The 15536-nt window shown below is 67.4% G+C and carries 12 protein-coding genes; 9 read left to right on the plus strand and 3 right to left on the minus strand.

The window, feature by feature from the left end; all coding sequences use genetic code 11:
• The 8 genes from VGI12_19940 to VGI12_19975 all read left to right on the plus strand — a co-directional run.
• The coding region (locus tag VGI12_19940) for a hypothetical protein (GenBank protein ID HEY2434951.1) at positions 1 to 1750 on the plus strand (1750 nt) is incomplete at its 5' end.
• 218 nt (positions 1751 to 1968) lie between these two features.
• Complete coding sequence (locus VGI12_19945) at positions 1969 to 2721, plus strand: hypothetical protein (protein ID HEY2434952.1); 753 nt, start codon at positions 1969 to 1971, stop codon at positions 2719 to 2721.
• Between the two features lie 8 nt (positions 2722 to 2729).
• Positions 2730 to 4301, plus strand: coding sequence for a family 43 glycosylhydrolase (locus tag VGI12_19950; GenBank protein HEY2434953.1), 1572 nt, complete (start codon positions 2730 to 2732; stop codon positions 4299 to 4301).
• A gap of 157 nt (positions 4302 to 4458) precedes the next feature.
• Positions 4459 to 6300 (plus strand): glycoside hydrolase family 97 catalytic domain-containing protein, encoded by a 1842-nt coding sequence (locus VGI12_19955; protein ID HEY2434954.1) that lies wholly within the window; start codon positions 4459 to 4461, stop codon positions 6298 to 6300.
• A 549-nt stretch (positions 6301 to 6849) separates the two neighbouring features.
• Positions 6850 to 7266 (plus strand): type II toxin-antitoxin system VapC family toxin, encoded by a 417-nt coding sequence (locus VGI12_19960; GenBank protein HEY2434955.1) that lies wholly within the window; start codon positions 6850 to 6852, stop codon positions 7264 to 7266.
• Positions 7267 to 7610: 344 nt separating this feature from the next.
• Complete coding sequence (locus VGI12_19965) at positions 7611 to 8765, plus strand: alpha/beta hydrolase-fold protein (protein HEY2434956.1); 1155 nt, start codon at positions 7611 to 7613, stop codon at positions 8763 to 8765.
• Positions 8762 to 9670 carry a sugar phosphate isomerase/epimerase gene (locus VGI12_19970; protein HEY2434957.1) on the plus strand — a complete coding sequence of 303 codons (909 nt, stop codon included), beginning with the start codon at positions 8762 to 8764 and terminating at the stop codon, positions 9668 to 9670. The genes VGI12_19965 and VGI12_19970 overlap by 4 nt, the downstream gene beginning before the upstream one ends.
• A 230-nt stretch (positions 9671 to 9900) precedes the next feature.
• Entirely contained in the window at positions 9901 to 10953 is a 1053-nt protein-coding gene (locus tag VGI12_19975; protein ID HEY2434958.1) for a hypothetical protein, read from the plus strand.
• A gap of 19 nt (positions 10954 to 10972) precedes the next feature.
• Here VGI12_19975 and VGI12_19980 read toward each other — a convergent pair whose 3' ends face one another.
• The 3 genes from VGI12_19980 to VGI12_19990 all read right to left on the minus strand — a co-directional run bounded on the left by VGI12_19980 (position 10973) and on the right by VGI12_19990 (position 12766).
• Positions 10973 to 11263 carry a hypothetical protein gene (locus VGI12_19980; GenBank protein ID HEY2434959.1) on the minus strand — a complete coding sequence of 97 codons (291 nt, stop codon included), beginning with the start codon at positions 11261 to 11263 and terminating at the stop codon, positions 10973 to 10975.
• 71 nt (positions 11264 to 11334) lie between these two features.
• Positions 11335 to 12186, minus strand: a complete 852-nt coding sequence (locus VGI12_19985) for a zf-HC2 domain-containing protein (protein ID HEY2434960.1) — start codon at positions 12184 to 12186, stop codon at positions 11335 to 11337.
• A 4-nt stretch (positions 12187 to 12190) separates the two neighbouring features.
• The gene (locus VGI12_19990) at positions 12191 to 12766 is read right to left on the minus strand and encodes an RNA polymerase sigma factor (GenBank protein ID HEY2434961.1); all 576 of its coding nucleotides are present in this window, start codon (positions 12764 to 12766) and stop codon (positions 12191 to 12193) included.
• A gap of 145 nt (positions 12767 to 12911) precedes the next feature.
• Here VGI12_19990 and VGI12_19995 point away from each other — a divergent pair, with 145 nt between their 5' ends.
• Entirely contained in the window at positions 12912 to 15461 is a 2550-nt protein-coding gene (locus VGI12_19995) for a TonB-dependent receptor (GenBank protein HEY2434962.1), read from the plus strand.
• Positions 15462 to 15536: the final 75 nt, after the last annotated feature.

Consider the following 15536-nt stretch of genomic DNA (forward strand, 5'->3'; position numbering starts at 1 on the left):
GGGATTGCGTCTCGGACGTGGTCGAGCCTACGAGGGACGTGCCTATCTCGCCGGCGAATCCGGCGCCGACGTCGTCGTCCGCGTCGTGTGGGGAACGGCGCCAGGCGACGCGTACACGTTGAAAGTGCCGTCACTCTCCGCGGAATACCGGAAGTTCCCATTCACGTTCACCGCGCCGGTCGACACCGACGATGCGCACCTGGAGATCCTGGGGACGGGCCGCGGGACCTTTCACATCGGAACCGCCTCGCTGATGCCCGCCGACAACGTGGAGGGGTTTCACGCCGGGATGATTCGTCTCTTCAAAGAAACAGGGTTCAGGATGTTCAAGTGGCCCGGGGGCAATTTCGTCTCCGCCTACGACTGGCGTGACGGCGTGGGCGATCGGGACAAGCGGCCGCCGCGCTTCCAGCCGATGTGGGGCAACCGCATCGAGTCGAACGACGTCGGCCTGCACGAGCTCCTTGGCCTCTGCCGATTGGTCGGCGGCGAGCCGAACGTGGTGATCGATAGCGGATTCGGATCGGCGCGCGAGGCAGCCGATGAGGTCGAGTACTGCAACGGATCGGCCGACACGCGCATGGGCCAGCTGCGCGCGGCGAACGGACATCCGGAGCCCTTTCATGTGCGTCTCTGGTCCATCGGAAACGAGATGTACGGTCCGTGGCAGTACGGCCACATGTCGCTCGACCAGTACTGGGTGAAGCACAACGACATCGTTGTCGCCATGAAGGCCGTCGATCCGACGATCAAGGTGACGGCGTCGGGCGCGACGATTTGCGAGAAGTCCGTCGGCGGCGCCGAACGGAAGAACAACTTCTTTCCGAGCAAGTGGGAGCCGCCGATCACCGCGACCCTGCCGTACGAGTTCGGCAGCGTGAACGACTGGGACGGGTGGTTGCTGCAGAACTCGGCCGAGCATATGGACTTTCTCTCCGAGCACACCTACGCATATCCCAACCTGGCCTTCGACGCCGACAAGCAACTGTTCGTGGACGTTCAGGATCCGCTGCAGTTCAGAGCCCGGAGGCTCGCCAACCGCATCGGCGAAGCCTTCGAGGCGTGGGCCAAGTACGTCGAGAAGATGCCGTCGCTCAAGGAGAAGCGCATCAAGTTCATCTTCGACGAATGGGGGAACCGTCCGCGGTCGGCCTCCACCAACGGCGGCGGAGGGTTCGGGCAGCAAGCCGGGATGCTGATGCCGCTGTCGTACGCGTTGTGCCTCCACGAGATGTTCCGCCACTCCGGCCAGATCGAAGCAAGTTGCGCGACGGGAGGGCTGCGCGTGCTGACCGACCATACCGGCGAAGGCGTCGGCCTCGCGGCCGAGGGCGTCGTGATGAAGCTGATGCACACGCACCTTGGCGGCGCTCGACCGGTCGCCTTGGACGGGAATTCGCCGCAGCCGCTAGTGCCGGGCACGCCGTTCGTCGACAGGGGAACGATGCCGACCGGCAGTCCAACCTACCCGCTGGACGTGCTCGCGGCGTTCTCCGCCGACGGCAAGACACTCTTGTTGTCGGTGGTCAACTCCACGGAGGCCGCTCACGATCTGACGCCGACGATCCGAGGGGTCCGCCTGCGCGGAGGCGGGCGTCTCCACCAGATCGCGCCGCCCGGCGCCGAGGCCACCAATCGAGCCGGTCAGGAGCCCGCCGTCACGATCGTCGAGACGGCTCTGACGACGTTGCCGGCGACCTTGCCCATTCCGCCGGTGAGCGTCAGCCTCTACGCGCTCGACGTGGCGTAGCGGTTCGTCGGCGTCCGACGCGCGTCGCAAGTCGAGGACGTGGATCAACCGCTGCCGCGCCGCGAGCGCCGGCAGTTCTCATCGATCTACAGCTCGGCGCCGCGAGTCCAGAATCCCTCTTCCCGCCAGCGATGTAAGCGCGTACACTACGGGGATTCCTGATCGCTGGCGCTCACGTTGCGGCGGGGTTACGCCCACGTTTGACGAAAGGGTCTCTGATGAGGGCGTCTTCTACGATCTCGATCGTCGCGTTCTGCGTCCTGGTCGTTGGTGCGCCGCTGAGCGCCGTGGTCGCGCAGTCGCGACCGGCTCAGGGATCCGCCCAGGCCTCCGCACCGACGGGTGCGCGGACCATCGCGCCGTACTTCGCACCGGCCACCCGCATGCCGCGGCCGCCGGACGTCGACGGGTTCCTGCAGCGATGGCTCCTGCTCGAGCCAATCACCAAGCCGAACCGCACCAACACGGTGTTCACCGACAGCTACGTCCGTAATGCGTTTGCCACCGAGTACTTCCCCGGGCAGATGACCGTGGTTCCGCGAAACGGCGACACGGTGACGGTCGACGGTCAGACGCTCGCGTGGCACGCGGTCGACTCCCCTGCCTTCGACGTGAAGCTGTTCCGCTTCGCCTACGGATTGAACAAGCCGACCTACGGCGTCGTGTTCTGGGCCGTCACCGTCGTCAACAGCCCCCGCGACCTGACGAACGTCCGCATGGCGGTGGGCTCCAATGCCGCGTCGATGTGGTGGCTGAACGGCAAAGAGGCCGTGCTCCTCTCAGGCGATCGACGGATGGTGATGGACGACGTCGTTTCGCCGCGGCTCACGCTGAACCAGGGACGCAACGTCATTCGGGGCGCCGTCATCAACGGGCCAGGACTGAGTGACTTCTGCGTGCGGTTCATCGACGAACACGGGATGGCGATCAGAGGGCTCACGATGAATCTCGATCGGTCCCGGGCTCAGTGAGGGTTTCCATGACGCGCCATCTTCTCGCCGCCGCGGCGGCCGTCGCTGCGATGGTCCCCGCGGCACTCGTCGCCCAGTCCCGTCCCGCGCCGGCGCTCGACGGCGAACCGTATATCCATGACCCGTCGACGGTCGTGATGTCCGACGGGAAGTTCTACACGTTCGGCACAGGCGGCGGAGGCTTGATCTCGGATGACGGGTGGACCTGGCACAGCGGCGCGGTGCGCCCCGGTGGCGGTGTCGCCCCCGACGTCATTCACATCGGCAGCCGCTACTACGTGAGCTATGCGCGCGGAGGCGGCGGCTTGTCGGGAGGACACGCCAGCAGCATCTACGTCACGTGGACGAACACGCTCGACCCCAACTCCCCCGATTTCGGGTTCCACGACGAAACGGTCGTCGCTGCGTCCGACGGCGTCGAGGACAACGACGCCATCGATCCCGCGTTCCTGCTCGACCCCACGACCGGCCGGCTGTGGCTCAGTTACGGGACCTATTTCGGGTACGTCCGGCTCGTCGAGCTCGATCCGAAGACGGGTAAGCGCGTGGCCGGCAACAAGGCCGTCGACATCGCCATCGACATGGAGGCGACGGCGATGATGTATCGCGACGGCTGGTACTACCTGCTCGGCACGCACGGCACGTGCTGCGATGGCGCGAACTCGACCTACAACATCCGCGTCACCCGCTCGCGCAAGGTCACCGGCCCCTATATGGACAATGTCGGCATCGACGCGCTGAGGGGCGGCGGCACGCTGGTGGTCGCCGCCAGCGGACGCTTCGTCGGGCCGGGCCACTTCGGGCTGCTCGACTTGGGCGACGGCGTGCAGAAGTTCTCCTGTCACTACGAGGCGGACCTCGACCGAAGCGGCCGCAGCGTGCTCGACATCCGGCCGCTGCTCTGGAAGGACGGCTGGCCGTACGCCGGCGACAACTTCAGGGAAGGCACCTACGAGATCCAGTCGGAGCGAAGCGGCTACGCGCTGGAGCTCGCCGTCGATTTCGTACGGATGCCCTCGATGAGACGAGGTGGGCCCGGCGCGCGTGGCGGACCGCCCGGCGGCGGCGGCGCGCCAGGGGCGCCGGCAGGCGCGACTCCTCAGCGGGGCGGCGCGCCCGGCGGTTCCAACACGAACCCGTTCGCCGCGCCCGCAGGTCCCGTCACGCCGGTTCCAGCCCAGGAGCTCGCTGACGCGTCGAAGGACTGGGGAGCCGGCACGCTCGGCGTCCGCCTCGGCGACTTCATGTTCCGGCCGCACCAGAAGTGGACGATCACTCCGGTGCCCAACGCCGGCGGCTATCCCGGCGCGCCGTACTTCAAGATCACGATCGCCGGCACCGATCGCGCGCTGGCGGCCACCGCCGATGTGGAGGTCGTGGCGGTGCCGGCGTTCACCGGGAGTCCGGAGCAACTCTGGCGCATCGACCAGCTGACCGACGGCACGTACCGCATCATGCCCAAGTCGGTCCCCGGATCGAAGGAACCGTTCGTGCTGACGGCAATCGGCCACAGCACGCCCACGCTCGCGACGTTCGATCCCAAGAGCGACAACGGCCGCTGGAACTTCAAGCTGCCGTAGCGCACGGTCTCGCACCGGAAGAGATAACATCGCCGGATACGGCGGCGTTCAGCGCCTGAGGCAAGCTGCGGCCTCGCGCGTCGGCCTCACATTACCTGAAGACGACGCTGTGAGCAGCGGCGCGCGCTGACGGAGAACACACGGGAGGATCCGAGAGATGACGCCGACCACCGCGCGAACCGCCGCATGCCTGCTCTCGATCGCGTTCATCGCGCTCGAATCACCGCGCACCGTCGCTGTGGGTAAGCCCATCGTCGTCGCCAGCCCTGACGGCAAGGTGCGCGCCGAACTGATCACGGACGCCGGAATGCTGGCCTATCGGATCACCGTTGGCGGCAATCAGGTGGTCGCCCCGTCGAAGCTGGGCATCCGCAGCGACAACGTGGAGCTGGGCGAGCAAGTCAGCTTCGGATCGCCGACGCGCCGCTCCGTTCACGAGCGATACCGCTTCTTCGGCGGACACTCGTTGGCGACGAACCACGCGAACGAGACGACGGTTCCCGTGTCGTCTCACGGTGAATCGTACCTCGTCGATCTTCATGTCGCCGACGAGGGCGTGGGCGTTCGTCTGAGGCTGCCCGCGCGACCAGGCCGGAAACTCCAGGCGGATCGCTCGTCGTGGAAATTGGACGGAGATCCGGTGATGTGGGTGGACACGCTCATCCCGGAATACGAGAGCCCGTATCACACCAGCTCCCTGAGCCAACTGGGAACCGCCGCATTGGGTCTCCCGGTCACCGCTCGTGTGGGCGGGCTATACGTCACGCTGACCGAAGCCGCGCTCAAGGATTATGGCGATTTGGGAATCAGGCGCGGCGCGGACGGCGCGCTCGTCGGCGAGCTCGCAGCAGACCCCGACGGCTGGACCACCGACGATGAAGTCGTTCAGCCGTGGAGGGTGACAATCGTCGCGCGCGACCTGACGGCGCTGGTCAACACGACGCTCGTCCAGAATCTCAACCCGCCACCCGATCCGGCGCTGGCCCAGGCGGATTGGATCAAGCCTGGTCGCTCCGTCTGGCAGTGGATGGCCGCCGGAAGTCCGCGTCAGGAGGATCAACAGCAGTGGGTCGACTGGACCAGCCAGTTGGGATTCGAGTACTACCTCATCGACGACGGATGGATCCGATGGACAGACCCATGGAACACGCTCGCCTCGACGGTCGCATATGCCAAGAGCCGCAACGTCAGCGTCTGGCTGTGGGTGCACAGCAAAGAAGTCAAGGACCCGGAGGCCAGGAGAGCGTATTTCCGCAAGGTCGCTGAGACCGGCATCGTCGGCGTCAAGATCGATTTTCCCCCGCCGTGCAATCGATGGTGGTCGAACTGGTACGTCGACGCGGCGCGCGACGCGGCCGCGTTCCACCTGCTGCTCGATTTCCACGGGGCGGTGAAGCCGACGGGGACCGAGCGTACCTGGCCCAACGTCCTGACGCGCGAGGCCGTTCGCGGGCACGAATACCACATGACTCGCTACAAGCGTCGGCTGGATGCGGAGCACGACGTGACGCTGCCGTTCACGCGGCTGGTGGCTGGCCCCGCGGATTACACGCCCACCGTGTTCGAACCTCGGGAACTGCAGGGCAATACGTGGGGGCATGAACTTGCGCAGGCGATCGTCTTCTCGTCGCCGTTCCTCTGCTTTGGCGGTAATCCGCGCGATTACCTGTCCAACCCCGCGAAAGACGTCCTCAGCGCCATTCCGGCGGTCTGGGATGAAACGCGTGTGCTGCCCGGCAGCGAGCCCGGCCAGCTGGTCGCTATGGCCCGGCGATCGGGGGACCGGTGGTTCGTCGCCGTCATCAACGGAGCGGACGCGAAGGCGCTCGACATTCCGCTCGACTTCCTCGGCAAAGGCACGTGGCGCGTCAGCGAGCTTCACGACGTGGACGGCACGCCCGACGCATGGAGCCGTCGCGATGTCACCGCGTTGAAGAGCGGGCATGTGACACTGCGGCTGTTTCCTCGCGGTGGCTTCGTCGGCTACTACACCAGGTAGGCTTCGGGTCAGTACGCCCACGCAAGCCGTGCACCGCGGCGAAGCCGCACCCGCGCGAACGTTTCCGGCCGCAGGCTACGCCGCGTCGAGTTCGTGGAGCTCGCGCTCGCGGGGGAGAATCTGCAAGGTTGCCGCTGGCAGGAGTGTCTTGCCGTCGGCAGACGCGGTGTCTCGAATGTGACGATGCTGGCCAATTGCTACCACCGGTTTATGCCGTACGGATGAGCCAGTTGCGGAAATCGTCCCAGACAGCCCGCCAACTCATCCGGCAGTTGACCGTCGGGACCACTCGTGACCATAATTGGTCATGAGCGACGTCCGTATTGCCGATTTGAAGGCACGCCTCAGCGAACACCTCCGATCCGTACGGAACGGTGGAACGGTCACAGTCCTCGACCGCGAGACGCCCATCGCTCGCATCGTGCCGATCGCCGCGCCGACCCTTGAAATCCGCAGCGCCAAGCGTCGGCTCCGCGAGCTGAAGCTCCCGCCGAGGCCGTCGAAACCCACCGACAGCACCGCCTTGCTCGTTGAAGACCGGCGCCGCCGGTGATCGCGTACGTGGATACGTCGGCGCTCCTGCGTGTTGTGCTGCGCGAAACCGGCGCCCTCGATGATCTGCGCGGGTATGACGGCCTTGTGTCGAGCGAACTGATCGCCGTCGAAAGCGCTCGGACGATCGATCGGCTTCGCACTCAGGGCACGCTAACGATGGACGAAGCGGCGGAGAGGATCGCATCGGTCAATGAGTGGCTCGAAGCGGTCGACCTGGTGCTGCTGCGTCCACCCGTGTTGAGCCGCGCGAGCGAACCGATGCCGATGCCCCTCGGCACGCTCGACGCCATTCACCTTGCCACCGCGCTCCTGTGGCGCGATCGCGTCGGACCGCTGCCGCAGCTTGTGACGCACGACGCGGCGCTCGGCGCCGCGGCCCGGGGGTTCGGGTTCGACGTTCGCGGGATTTGAAAGCAAACCGAAACGCCGAACCTCAGACCGCGCGGACAATCCAGTTGCGGAAATCGTCCCAGACAGCCCGCCAATTCATCAACCTGACTACCGTGGTTCAAGACCGGCGCCGCCTGTGATCCCCTCCCTCGATACCTCCGACCAAATGCGCATCGTCCTCGGTGAACCCAGGCTCGACGAACCGCGAAGCGACGATGGGCTGGTCTCGAGTGAGCCGGTTGCCGTCGCAAGCGCCGGCGCGAACGAGCGCCTGCCGAACCGTGGCGCGCCGACGACGATGGATACTCCGAGTTGGCGGATGGTGGCCCCCCGGACGCGGTAGAGTAGGCGCCCGGAGGGATCGCATGCAGATTCGTTTCGTAACCGCGATCGTCGCGTGCCTTGTCGGCGCCTCGGCCCTGACGGCGGCCCAGGCGCAGCTGTCCGTCCAGGCGGGACGCGGCGGCGGCCGCGGCACACAGGACACGCTCGTCTCGCCCGACGTGCACCCCGATCGCACGGTCACGTTCCGCATCCGTTTCCCCGAGGCGAAAGCGGTGACGCTGACCGGAGACTGGATGGCGACGCCGCAGACGTCAACCGGCGGTACGGTGCCGATGACGCGACAGGATGACGGCATCTGGACCTACACGAGCGATCCGCTCGAGGCCACGGTCCATCTGTATTTCTTCACCGTCGACGGTCAGGCGATCGCCGATCCGATCAATCCGAGAATGAAGCTGCGCGTGCGCACATCGGCCAGCCTGGTCGAGGTCCCTGGCACGCCGGCGCCGCCGTGGCAGGTGCGCGACGTGCCGCACGGCAGCCTGGACTGGAACGTCCACCACTCGACGGCCTACAACGATACGCACGAGTTCCTGGCCTATCTGCCGCCGGGCTATTTCACCGGCACCGCGCGCTATCCCGTGCTCTATCTCGTGCACGGCGCCGGCGACACGGCGCTCGGCTGGGGAACGGCGGGCGCCGCCAACCTGATTCTCGACAGCCTGATCGCCGAGAAGAAGGCGGTGCCGATGATCGTCGTCATGCCGTTCAACGGCAGCAACAATCCGCCGGCACCGCAGGGGGCGTTCGAGGACTACATGCTGAAGGACCTGATCCCCTACGTCGACGCCAAGTACCGCGTCGCGCCGGGACGCGCGAACCGGGCGATGGCAGGACTCTCGGCGGGGGGCGCCGCGACCTACAACGTCGGGCTCAAACATCTCGAGCTGTTCAGCGCGTTCGGCCTGTTCAGCGCGGCGGGGAATTTCGCCGACTTCGCCACGCGCTATCCGGACCTGGTGAAGAACCCTGCGGACACGAACGCGAAGATCGGCGTCTTCTGGATCGGCTGCGGCACCGAGGATCCGCTCGACGCCGGGGCGAGGACGCTCGACAGCGAGCTGACGAAGGCGCAGATTGTGCACGCCTACATGAATCGTCCGGGCGGACACGTGTGGCCGGTGTGGCGTTGGGCGCTGACGGAATTCGCGCCGCACCTCTTTCAGAAGAAGTGACGCGCCGCCAGTTCCTGCACGGCACCGCGCTCGCCACCGCGGGCGTGATCGCCAGCCGCGCCAACCCGTCGGCGCGGCCGCGCGGCGCGTCGCCCTGGCGCGCGCGCATGGGTCTGGAGCTCTATACCGTCCGCGATCTGCTGGCCGTTGACTACGAGGGGACGCTCGCCAAGGTCGCGGCGCTGGGCTACACCGAGGTCGAGCCGACGACTTACAGCGACCTGCCGGCGAAAGATGTTCGCGCGATGCTCGATCGGCACGGCCTGTCGATGCCGAGCACGCACGCGCCGGCGCGCGGCGAGGGCGCGGAACTGGAGCGCGCGCTCGAAGACTTCCAGGTGATCGGCCTCACCTACACGGAGCTGCCGCCGGATCCCGTTGCGCCGGCGTCGCTCGAGGCGTTCAAGCGGCGAGCCGCGGCGCTGAACGCGCGCGGCCGGATCACACAGCGGTTCGGGATCAAGGTGTTCGTGCACAACCACACCTCCGAATTCGAGCCGCTGGCTGCCATGTCCCGTTCGGGCTACGACGTGCTGCTCGACGAGACCGACCCGGCGCTGGTGGCGATGCAGATCGATATCGGATGGGCGTCGATTGCCGGCGTCGATCCGCTGGCGCTGTTCAGGGCGCACCCTGGCCGGTTCGAGCTGTGGCATGTCAAGGACGTCTTCGGCCTGCAGACGGCCTCCTCGTCGCTCAGCATCGAGCAGCGGGTCCGCAGCACGATGGTGGTGCCGGTCGGCACCGGACAGGTCGACTGGAAGGCGATGTTCGCGCAGGCGACGCGCGCCGGCCTGAAGCACTTCGCGATCGAGCAGGACAACGCCGCGACGTGGGGCGATTCGCTCGCCGCGGCGCGCGTGTCGTTTCAGAATCTCGCGGCGATCCTCGACGCGGCCGGCTAGACGGCGACTCGACGGCAGCCGGGCCGCGCATTGCCCTGCCAGGCAAGACTTGAACTATCCGCCGTCTCATCTCGCTTGCGGGTTGGCGTCCTTCATCGATTCGAGCTTTCAAGATCGATCAGAGTGCCAGCGCATGTTTCAACGCCGCCATGTCGACGTTGCGCGGAGCCGGAGCTCTACCGCAACGCAGTTCCGTCTGGAGCGCACGCGAATGAGGCAAGATACGTGGCATGCCGCGCCGCACCACATCAGCCCTCGTCCCCCTGCTTCTCCTTGCGCTCGCCAGTTCCCTCGCGGGACGACCTGCCGCGACGCTGCCGGCGGCGCTGACCGATCGCGAGTTCTGGTCGCTCCTCACGCAACTGTCTGAGCCCAACGGCTCGTTCGTCTCCCGCTCCGGATCGCCCGACAATCTGCTGTCGAACGAGATGCAGGTCTCGACGGTCGCGGCGGCGCTCGCGGCGCAGGTTCCGGCCGGCGGCGTCTATCTCGGCGTCGGGCCCGAGCAGAACTTCAGCTACATCGCGGCCACCAAGCCGCGGATCGCGTTCATCACCGACATCAGGCGCGGCAATCTCGATCTGCACCTGCTCTACAAGGCGATCTTCGAGATGTCCAACACCCGCGCCGAGTTCGTGGCGCGACTCTTCGGCCGCACCCTGGTGACCACCCTCCCGCGGCAGGCAAACGCCGCGCAGTTGATGGCCGCGTACGCGAACGCGGCTCCGATGCCCGAGGCCACTTTCACGGCCCACCTGACGCAGGTCCTCGACCTGCTGGCCACTAAACACGGCTTCCCGCTCACCGCCGAGGACCGCGCCAGTATCGAGCACGCCTATCGGGCGTACCACGAGTTCGGCCCGGCCATCGACTACACCTCCACGATCGGCCGGCGCGGGCGGTTCGTGACCTACGCGGACCTGATGACCAGCGTGGACAGCCAATCGGGCCGTGAACGCGGATTCCTGGCGCGCGACGAGTCCTTCGCGCTGATCAAAACGATGGAGAGCCGGAATCTGATCGTGCCGGTGGTCGGCGACTTCGCGGGCGGGAAAGCCCTGCGCTCGGTCGGCACCTGGCTCTCGGGCCATGGCGCGATCGTCAGCGTGTTCTACGTGTCGAACGTCGAGCAATACCTCGAACAGAACGGCGTGTGGCCGGCGTTCTGCGCCAACGCCGCGACGCTGCCGGTCGACCGGTCGAGCATCTTCATCCGGCCAGGCCGCGGCGGCTCGTCATTCAGCCCGATCGCCGCCGAGACGGCGCACTGCGCCAGCAAGTAAGGCCGCGCGCGACGGGCGCCTACTTGAAAAAGTCCGCGAAGGCGCCGTGATCGAAGAGATCATCGGGTTGCACGGGCTCGATCTCGCCAGTCGCCGTCCGGGGAGCATCGGACGACGCCGATCGGTGCCGCCGCCAGTCAGCCTCCCCGACGCGCTCGACCTCCCGCTCGACCCACAGCTCGTGCATGATCTCGCGCAGCCGCTCCACGCCGGCATCAGGGACGAACGCCCTGAGCTCGTCCGCCCGGTACCGCCGATCCGGCTCCATTTGCTCGAGAATGAATCTCGCGTGTTCACTCAACACCCGCACGGTATGCCCTCTCTGATAGGACTCCCGCGCGCGGTAGTTGGCCGGCAGCGAGCTCGACGATCGAGGCCTCGTTACGGCCGATTGAATGCCCAGAGCCTCACGGCACCGGCCCGCGCCTCCCGCGGCAGCGGTGCGCCGGTCTTGAAGTACTTCTTGTAGGCCGCGATCCAGTCCGCTGCGATTTCGTGCTGCGCGCGCGCAAGATCGACGGAGCCGTCGCAGACGAGGCGCGGCAGCAGACGCTCGAGGTCGTCCTTGACGCGCGCGTTCCAGACGCCGGACGCGTAGCGCTCGGGCCAGAGGTTGCGTGCGTCGGGCAGGCCTCCCAGCTCCGGTGTGATCAGGTAGTCGAGCTCGTACTCGGACGCCGGCACCCCCTCCATGCGGTAGCGCCGGAGCACAACCTGGCGGACCGTGCCGGGCACGGCGGGCCGCGGCAGCCGGCCGGCGGAACAGAGCTCGGCGACGGTGACGTCCGCGACGGCACCCGGCGTCAGGCGCGTGTCGGGCAGCGATGCCGCAGGCGCAACGCTGCGGTCGATAGCGAACTCGCCACCAAGGCGCACGAGACGCACGAGCCCGGCGAGCAGCGCCACCGTGATCGCGGCGCGCGCGACGAGCGAGCCCACGCCCAGCCACCGCGCGAACCGCAGCCGCCGCGAGTGGGCCGGATCGGCGCGGACATCGCGCAGGCGAACCTGGAGGCGCCGCCGTAAACCGGCCGGCACCGGCACCGCGGTCGCCGTCTCGACCTGCCAGCGATCGGCGGCGTCCGCCGCGGCCCGTTCGAACGCGCCGAGACGCGATCGGCATGCCGCGCACCGGCTCAGATGTCGATCGAGCGAGCGGCGGCGCGCCGGCGCCAGCTCGCCGTCGAGCGCGCACATCAGCGTCGTATCGGCCGGATGCGTGATCCATTGCATCGCGCTACCCCTCATCCGCGTTTGTCAACCGCGTCAGCGCGCGCGCGAGCGACTTCGATACCGCGCCCAGCGACACGCGGAGCGTCCTGGCGATCTCACGATAGGTCAGTCCTTCGGCGCGCAGAAACATGCAGCGCCGCTCCCGGTCGGGCAGCGCATTGAAGACGGCGCCGAGCCGCCGCCGCCGCTCGCGCGTCAGCAGAAGTACCTCCGGATCGGGAGAGGGATCGACACCCGGCCCGATCTCCGGCGAGAGAACGCCGGCCGCCACGGCCCGGCGGCCGATCCGCTGGCGCCGCTTCAGCGCCAGGTTGTGCGTGACCCGGAACAGCCAGCCGGTCAGATTCGTCCGATCGCGCCCCAGCGAGAGATGCCGGAAGAGCGCGAGAAACACGTCCTGCACGACGTCTTCCGTCTCCTCGACGCCCAAACCAAACGAGGCGGCGTAGCGCAGGAGGCCGAGCGCCGAACGATCGAAGAGCGCCAGCACGCTCGCCTCGACGGCATCAGCGGTTCCGGCCTCGGCATCGGCGGCGAGCAGCGGAACGGCGGCGAGCGATTCAGAAGACGGAAGAGACACGCGTGGCGACCACGACGCTAAATTCTACCTGCGTCGGGCGTCTCCGCGGCGTCGATGGCGCGATTCGAGGCGGTACCGCAAAAGAGGGTGAACAAGATCGTGCGGCCGGGAATATACAAGCGTGGCGAAATCTTCGTCTGTAGGTGTGGCTGCGCGTGTCCTCCGGATCGCGTGGGTCGTTGTGATCTGCGTGACCGGGGCCAGCCGCGCGGCGGCCGCGCAGAACACGCCGTCGCCACAGCCGCCATCACCCTCGCAGCCGCAGCCGCAGACTCCGCCGGCGCCCCCGCCCCTGGCGATCGACGTCGAGGTCGTCGGCACGATGCCGCTGCCAGGGCTGAATCTCCGGATCGAGCAGATACCGGCGCCGGTCCAGACGGCGACGGCCGCCGACATCGACAACAGCGGCGCACTCGATCTCTCCGACTTCCTCAACCGGCAGTTCACCGGCGTCTTCGTCAACGAGACCCAGAACAACCCGTTCCAGCCCGACCTGAACTATCGCGGCTACACCGCGTCGCCGCTGCTCGGCACGCCGCAGGGCCTTTCGGTCTACATGGACGGGGTCCGCATGAACCAGCCGTTCGGCGACGTCGTCAGCTGGGATCTGATCCCGCGCATGGCGATCGGATCGACGACGCTGATGCCCGGTTCGAATCCGCTGTTCGGGCTGAACACGCTCGGCGGCGCGCTGTCGATCCAGACGAAGGACGGCCTGACCAGTCCGGGAACGACGGTGCGAGGCATCTATGGCAGCCACGTGCGCCGCTCCGTCGAATTCGAGCACGGCGGCAGCCGCGCGAGCGGCCTCAACTGGTATCTCGCCGGCAACCTGTTCGCCGAAGACGGATGGCGCGACGACTCGCCGTCGAACGTCGGGCAGCTGTTCGGCAAGCTCGGATGGCACCAGGCCAAGGCCAACACATCACTCTCGATCGGCTACGCCGACAATTCGCTGACCGGAAACGGCCTGCAGGAGCAGCGGTTCCTCGACCGGGACTTCGCGAGCGTCTACACGAAGCCGGACAACACGGACAACCGCGCCGTGCTCGTCAATCTCACGACGCGCCGCGAAGTGAAACCGACGCTGAGCCTGAGCGGCCACGTCTACTACCGGCAGATCCGGACGAGCACGCTCAACGGCGACATCAACGACGATTCGCTCGATCAATCGCTCTATCAGCCGAACGCCCTCGAGCAGCGCGCGCTGGCGGCGGCGGGCTACACCGGCTTTCCGACCAGCGGCGAGAGTGCCTCCAACACGCCGTTTCCGTACTGGCGATGCATCGCCAACGTGCTCCTGCAGGACGAACCAGGCGAGAAGTGCAACGGCCTGATCAACCGCAGCGAGACGTCGCAGCACGACTTCGGCCTCTCGGCGCAGGGCACATTCCGTAACTGGCTTGGCGCAGGCAACGCGGTCACGGTCGGCGGCGGCTACAACGGCGGCCGTTCGTCCTTCAGCCAGTCGACCGAGCTCGGCTACCTGAACCCCGACCGCAGCATCACCGGCCTCAACGCCTACGCCGACGGCGTCACCGGCGGCAACGTCGCCGGCGTGCCGTACGACAATGCGGTCGATCTCGACGGGCACACGGACACGGCGAGCGTGTACGCGTCGGACGTGCTCGCCATCGGCACCGGCTGGAACGTCACGCTGTCGGGGCGCTTCAACCGAACGAGCCTCAGCAACCTCGATCGACGCAACCCGGGCGGCGGTCCCGGATCGCTCGACGGCGCGCAGGCGTACAGCCGGTTCAATCCGGCTGCGGGTGTCACCTACAGCCCGTCGCGGCGGCTGAATCTCTACGCCGGCTACAGCGAGAGCAGTCGTGCGCCCACGTCGATCGAGCTCGGCTGCGCTGATCCGGAGCAGCCCTGCAGGCTGCCCAACGCGTTGGCCGGCGACCCGCCGCTCGACCAGGTCGTGGCGCGAACGATCGAGGCCGGCGTGCGCGGCGGCCGCGGCACGCTGGCCTGGCACGGGAGCGTCTTCCACGCCGACAACTCGGACGACATCCTGTTCGTCGCGTCCGAGCAGACCGGGTTCGGGTATTTCAAGAATTTCGGCAACACACGCCGGCAGGGGATCGAGCTCGGCGTGAACGCGCGCAAGGGGCGCGTCAGCGCCGGGGCCGGCTACACCTGGCTGGACGCGACGTTTCAGAGCGCAGAGACGGTCGAAGGCACCGGCAACAGCACCAACGACGCAGCCGCCGCCGGCGGCCGTGGTCTGGCAGGCACGATCGATATCCTGCCCGGCAATCGCATTCCCCTCGTACCGCGGAACATGTTCAAGGCCTCCGGCGATCTGCTCCTCTCGACGCGGCTCTCCGTCGACGTCGACTTGATCGCCACTTCCGGTGCCGTCGCGCGCGGCAACGAGAACGGCGCGCATCAGCCCGACGGCCTCTACTATCTCGGGCCCGGCACGACGCCGGCCTACGCCGTCGTCAACCTCGGCGCCCGATACGACATCGGCAGACGGCTGCAGCTCGTCGCGCAGATCAACAACCTGTTCGACACGCGCTACTACACGGCCGCTCAACTGCAGGCGACGGGCTTCACCAGTACAGGGAACTTCGTCGCACGGCCGTTCGGGTCGGTGGGGGGAGAATTCCCGGTGCAGCAGGCGACGTTCTACGCGCCGGGCGCGCCGATTGCCTACTGGGTCGGCACCCGCGTGCGGTTCTGACGGGCCGTCGAGGACGGTGCGGCGGCAGGCCTTCAGGCCTGCGCGACAAGGGACGCCTGAGGGCGCCGTAGCGCA

It is taken from the genome of Vicinamibacterales bacterium, assembly GCA_036496585.1.
Classification (GTDB): Bacteria; Acidobacteriota; Vicinamibacteria; order Vicinamibacterales; family 2-12-FULL-66-21; genus JAICSD01.

Coding starts and splice junctions, on each gene's coding strand:
- VGI12_19945 (HEY2434952.1), top strand. CDS start 1,969: ATGAGGGCGTCTTCTACGATCTCGATCGTCGCGTTCTGCGTCCTGGTC.
- VGI12_19950 (HEY2434953.1), top strand. CDS start 2,730: ATGACGCGCCATCTTCTCGCCGCCGCGGCGGCCGTCGCTGCGATGGTC.
- VGI12_19955 (HEY2434954.1), top strand. CDS start 4,459: ATGACGCCGACCACCGCGCGAACCGCCGCATGCCTGCTCTCGATCGCG.
- VGI12_19965 (HEY2434956.1), top strand. CDS start 7,611: ATGCAGATTCGTTTCGTAACCGCGATCGTCGCGTGCCTTGTCGGCGCC.
- VGI12_19975 (HEY2434958.1), top strand. CDS start 9,901: ATGCCGCGCCGCACCACATCAGCCCTCGTCCCCCTGCTTCTCCTTGCG.
- VGI12_19985 (HEY2434960.1), bottom strand. CDS start 12,186: ATGCAATGGATCACGCATCCGGCCGATACGACGCTGATGTGCGCGCTC.